Origin of the sequence: Coprococcus sp. ART55/1, assembly GCF_000210595.1 — a bacterium.
Classification (GTDB): domain Bacteria; phylum Bacillota; class Clostridia; order Lachnospirales; family Lachnospiraceae; genus Coprococcus; species Coprococcus aceti.
The window spans coordinates 1,093,081-1,098,542 of the sequence record NC_021018.1; the positions used below are offsets into that span (position 1 = coordinate 1,093,081).

Here is a 5,462-nt window from a genome sequence, read left to right on the forward strand (position 1 = left end):
TCCTTTTGGGTGGTGTTATAGAGTATCTGCTCAGTTCACTTCTCTACAGAAAACAGTTGTCAGAGTTCGCGATGAGCGGACTCAGCAAGAGCATGAAGTAAATGAAAATACAAATAAACTTAATAAAATAGACGGAACAGAGCCGGTTGCGGATCGTGCGGGATTGCCGAAGAGAGGGCGGTCACAGCAGAAGATTTGTAACCGGCTCTATTGCTATTATCAGGTGAGTGGAATATAATATTTAAGAATGTGCGCACTGGAAAAATCCGGCAGCTACGCATAAGAGTAATGTATAAAATACAGAACCATAACGGCAGACATTGATAAGTCAGCATATGAATTTGAAAAGAAAGATATAAGGAAGTTATATGGTACAGAACATATTGTTTGATCTGGATGAGACACTGCTGGACTTCAAGCGCAGCGAGAGCAGAGCGCTCTCCAATATGCTCAGGCATATAGGGGTGGAGCCTACAGAAAAGGTCATATCCAGATACAGCGAGATCAACAAATCGAGATGGAAACTGCTTGAACAGGGACTGCTCACAAGGCAGCAGGTGAAGGAGAGCAGATATGAGATACTTTTTGCAGAGCTGGGAGTTGAATACTCTGCTGCAGAGGCGACAGCCTACTATGAGGATCAGCTCAGCCAGAAGGGATTTGTATTCCCTGATACGATAAAGCTGCTTGAAACCTTGCACGGAAGATACAGAATGTACATTGTGTCAAATGGCGGCTCAAATGTACAGAGCGGACGACTTGCGGACAGCGGTATAGGCAAGTATTTTGAGGATATATTCATATCTGAGGATGCCGGAGCAGAGAAACCGTCCAGAGAATTCTTTGATTATTGTTTTGGCAGGAGACCAGAGATAAAGGCAGATGAGACTGTGATCATAGGAGACAGTCTGACATCAGATATACAGGGCGGAATAAATGCTGGGATAAGGACGATATGGTTCAATCCGGATGGGCAGCAGGCGGCGGATATACATCCGGACTATGAGGTGAAAACACTTATGGAGATACCGACGCTGCTTGAAGAGCTGTAAGCAAAAAAGCAAAATTATTTATCGGGACCGGATACAAATGAGTCCGGATATAAATGAGTCCAGATTGAAATAAACAGAAATAGACAAATATACAGAGGTAGTACATGAAGATAAGAGATTTGATAACACAGGACAAGGCGACACTCTCATTTGAGGTGTTCCCGCCAAAGAAGGATACAGACTTTGCGGATGTTGAGGCAGCGGCGCTTGGTATAGCGGCATTTAAGCCGGATTACATGAGCGTTACATATGGTGCCGGGGGAAGCACCAAGGGACATACGATCCAGCTTGCCCAGGAGATCCAGGAGAAGTACGACGTGCCGACCATAGCACATCTGACATGCGTGTGTGCCAGCAAAGAGGGCATCAAGACTGCGCTTGCTGACATGAAGAATGCCGGTATAGAGAATATACTTGCTCTCCGCGGCGATATACCGAAGAACTATGATGGACAGGTATTTGCAGAGTTCTCACATGCATCAGAGCTGGTGGAGCTCATCAAGGAGACAGGAGATTTCTGCGTGGGCGGAGCATGTTACCCTGAGGTACACCCAGACTCGGCAAATAAGCACGAAGACATAATTGGGCTTAAGAAAAAGGTCGATGCTGGATGTGATTATCTCACGACCCAGATGTTCTTCGACAACAACATATTCTTTAATTTCATGTACAGAATCAGAGAGGCGGGAATATCAGTGCCGATCATACCGGGTATTATGCCTATAACAAGAAGAGTACAGGTCAAGAATGCTGTCAAGCTCTCAGGCTGTAACGTGCCGGAGAGATTCAAGAGCATAGTCGATGCATTTGGCGATACTGAGGCTGCGATGAGGCAGGCGGGAATTGCATATGCCACAGACCAGATCATAGATCTCATGGCAAATGGAGTGAAGCATATACATGTGTATTCCATGAATAAGCCTGAGGTTGCGGCAGGAATACAGAAGAATCTATCGGAAATACTTAAGATATAAAATTTATTGACAGACCTAGAGTCGGGACATCATGAGGGACAGCAATAGGATGGTGTTCAATGAAAGGAGTATCGGGTTATGAAACCGGTTATATCAGTGATTTTTACAGCCGGAAGCGGTGTGGAGACATGCCGGGCAAAGCTGGCTGGCCAGACATTTAAGGAGTACGAGATAATAGAAGCGGACAGATTCGCGGGGATTGAGCGCGCGCATGGAGAATATATACTGTTCGTGGATGGCTCGGAGGTTTATCCGGAGAACATGCTGGAGAAGCTGCATGACGCCGCAGAGCAGAGCGGGGCGGACATGGTGATTTCGAACTGCGAGCTTATAGACAGTGACGGTGGGAAGTCCTTCGGAAGAGGTGTACATTTTGTAGTGGGTTCACGGCGGAAAGCAGGTGTTTAACTGGAAGGACTGCCGTGGCAGGATCATGAATGTGGTACGACCATTAGTTGGCAATAAACTCTACAGAAAGCAGTTCATAATAGATGCAGGACTGGGCATTGCCGGTTGTGACAGCGAAGCTATATATTCGGCAATTGGAGCTGTAGCGGCGGAGAAGATAGCATATATAAGCAATCTGACATTTTCAAGGAATGTTGTTCCTGAGAGTGAGGCTGAGAAGCTGCCGGATGTTCCGAAGACCGTTGACTGTGTGACGGAGCATGTGAAGGGCATGGCAGACAGGACTGATCTGTGGAATGCTGTTATGTACTTTGCCATACGTCAGTATGTGGACAATTATGAGAAGTATTGCAGAGAACTGGATTCTGCAGAGAGAATAGAGTTTTACGAGAAAGCGCACAGCGTATTTAACAGTGAGATATTTGACGGATTGACAGAGAAGGGACTCAATGATGACAAGTTATTCCGCAAATATTCCATCATAAAGAAACATGATTCATCGGAGCTGAAAAAGCTCAAGACGAGAAGGATAATAGTGTCGCTCACATCCTATCCCGCCAGAATTGCGGGCATAGCACAGATGCTTGAGTCGATATATTCACAGACCAGAAAGGCAGATAAGATCATTCTGTGGCTGGCGGAGGAGCAGTTCCCTAATAGGGATGACGATCTCCCGGATGATCTCAGAAAGCTGCAGTTTGAGGATAAGCTGGAGGTCAGATGGTGTGATGATCTGAAGCCGCACAAGAAGTATTTCTATGCGCTGCAGGAGTTCACGGACGACGTGGTCGTGACGATAGATGACGATCTGCAATATCCTCCATACATGCTTGAGAATCTGTATATGTCATATTTACAGTATCCAGAGGCGGTATCCGCTGTGAGGACACACTGGATGGTCATTTCGGATAAAGGGCAGCTTATTCCGTATAGGTATTGGATGAAGGAGACGGTTGCCTGTCTGTACAGACCAAAGATGCAGTTATTTGCAACAGGGGGCGCAGGAACTTTATATCCACCAGGAATTTATGATGATAAGTGGTTCGACAAAGACAAGATGGTGGAGATGTGCCTGTGGGCGGATGACATCTGGCTTAAGCTAATAGAGATCATGTCAGGAGTTCCGGTTGTGGCGGCTATGCCATGTGAGGATCTTCGGTACTTACCGGGCTCACAGGAAATAGGCCTTTACCATAAGAATGTGGACGCCGACCAGAATGACGTTCAGTTACAGAAGATAGAGGAATGGCTTAAACCTGAATATGGAGATAATGCACTTGCGAAGAAGATTCTTGAATATGATGGAGAGCCGGTAGAGGATGCACTGATCAGGGTATGTGAATGTCATGAAAAAGAACGCAGAGAATTGAGGGATGAGATTGGTAGAAATTCCAGACAATTAAAGAAACGCATTGAAGAAAATGAGCGTGCCTACAGGGAAAAGTCAGAGATAAATGCCAAGCTTCAAAGAACATACAAGGAAAAGTCGGAGATAAATGCAAAACTACAGCAGACATATAAGGAAAAGGCTGACAGGGGTATCCGGATAAAAGAACTTGAGAAGGAGAAATCTGATCTTCAGGCAAAACTTGGAGAACTTCAGACAGAAAAAGCAGATATTCAGAAGAAATTGGAACAGCTTCAGGCGGAGAATGTTGTTTTGCAAAAGCAGCGTTCAATATGGTATAAAATAAAAAAGTGATAAAAATAAAGAAAGAAGGAAATAAAAATGACACTTGAGAAGTTACAGAAGGATATGATAGCAGCAATGAAGGCAAGGGATAAGGAGAGAAAGGACAGCATCTCATCCCTCGTATCAGCAGTTAAGAAGGTCGGAATCGATAACGGCTGCAGAGACAACATTCCTGAGGATATAGTTGATAGTGTTATCCTCAAGGAGATCAAGTCTGTAAAAGAGCAGATCGATACCTGCCCTGCAGACAGAACAGATCTTCTGGAGCAGTACAAGGCAAGATATGATGTGTTCAACGAGTATGCGCCAAAGCTTCTGTCAGAGGATGAGGTGAGAGATATCCTCACAACAAAATTTGCAGATGTGATAGCAACAAAGAATAAAGGCCAGATCATGAAGGCTGTCATGGCTGAACTCAAGGGCAAGGCAGACGGCAAGGTCATCAATCAGGTTGTGGCAGAGCTTTGCAAGTAGAGGAGAAAGTGTTTTGAAATTTGTAGGAATTGAAAAGAAAGAACAGGGAAAGTTCATCACACGATACGATGTTCAGTACGAGACTGTAGACGGAATAGTTAAGAACTATGAGATGATAAGCAGGAATGGAGAAATCACCGATTTCGAGGGACTTCATGGCAAGGCAGCAGATGCGGTGGTCATCATCGCCACAGACGAGGCAGATGAGAGGATCCTTATAGATAAGGAGTTCAGACTTGCTCCGGGTGAATGGGTATATAATTTCCCTGCCGGACTCATAGATCCGGGGGAGACTCCTGAGGTCAGTGCCAGACGTGAGCTTATGGAGGAAACGGGACTTGAGCTGTACGAGATCAGTGACACAATAGGGACAAGCTACAGTGCTGTAGGATTTTCAAATGAGACAAATATGTGTGTTGTAGGCAAGGCGAGAGGCGAGTTCAAGCCGAGCACTTCAACTCTGGAGGAGATCACTCCAGGATGGTACACAAAGGCAGAGGTAAGAGAACTGCTCAAGACTGAGAAGTTTGCAGCCAGAACACAGGCCTTCTGTTATGTGTGGAGCAGACAGTGATATGAGAATGAAAAAGGAGAAATAATCTATGGAAAAATTACCTGGAAAGGGAATGGTGACGGCATCGTCGCTCATCATGCTCATATGGGGGCTTGTAAATGCCGGATATTATGACATTGCAAAACTTGTGCTTGCAGATGAGCCATCGACAAAGGCTGTCGTATGTGGCGTTGTGGCCGGAATAGCATCGCTTGCAGCCATAATAGGCGGTATATTTGGAATAGCCGGAAGCAACAAGGTTGCAAAGGCGTCTGCCATAGTTGTATGGGCAGCATTTCTGGCGATAC

7 protein-coding genes are annotated in these 5,462 nt (G+C 45.5%); all 7 read left to right on the forward strand.

Going from position 1 to position 5,462, the window contains the following annotated elements; translation table 11 throughout:
• The first annotated feature begins 368 nt into the window (after positions 1-368).
• The gene (locus tag CCU_RS05185; protein ID WP_015533831.1) at positions 369-1,052 is read left to right on the forward strand and encodes a YjjG family noncanonical pyrimidine nucleotidase; all 684 of its coding nucleotides are present in this window, start codon (positions 369-371) and stop codon (positions 1,050-1,052) included.
• A 104-nt stretch (positions 1,053-1,156) separates the two neighbouring features.
• Positions 1,157-2,026, forward strand: coding sequence for a methylenetetrahydrofolate reductase [NAD(P)H] (gene metF / locus CCU_RS05190; protein WP_015533832.1), 870 nt, complete (start codon positions 1,157-1,159; stop codon positions 2,024-2,026).
• 78 nt (positions 2,027-2,104) lie between these two features.
• Positions 2,105-2,434: a glycosyltransferase gene (locus CCU_RS05195; protein ID WP_015533833.1), complete on the forward strand. Its 330-nt coding sequence runs from the start codon at positions 2,105-2,107 to the stop codon at positions 2,432-2,434.
• Positions 2,427-4,136 (forward strand): hypothetical protein, encoded by a 1,710-nt coding sequence (locus tag CCU_RS05200; protein ID WP_208896009.1) that lies wholly within the window; start codon positions 2,427-2,429, stop codon positions 4,134-4,136. Before CCU_RS05195 ends, CCU_RS05200 begins: the two co-directional genes overlap by 8 nt.
• A gap of 27 nt (positions 4,137-4,163) precedes the next feature.
• Positions 4,164-4,601 (forward strand): GatB/YqeY domain-containing protein, encoded by a 438-nt coding sequence (locus CCU_RS05205; protein WP_015533834.1) that lies wholly within the window; start codon positions 4,164-4,166, stop codon positions 4,599-4,601.
• A gap of 13 nt (positions 4,602-4,614) precedes the next feature.
• Positions 4,615-5,175, forward strand: a complete 561-nt coding sequence (locus tag CCU_RS05210) for an NUDIX hydrolase (protein WP_055146459.1) — start codon at positions 4,615-4,617, stop codon at positions 5,173-5,175.
• A gap of 28 nt (positions 5,176-5,203) precedes the next feature.
• A partial coding sequence (locus tag CCU_RS05215) for a hypothetical protein (protein WP_208896010.1) occupies positions 5,204-5,462 on the forward strand: 259 nt, incomplete at its 3' end.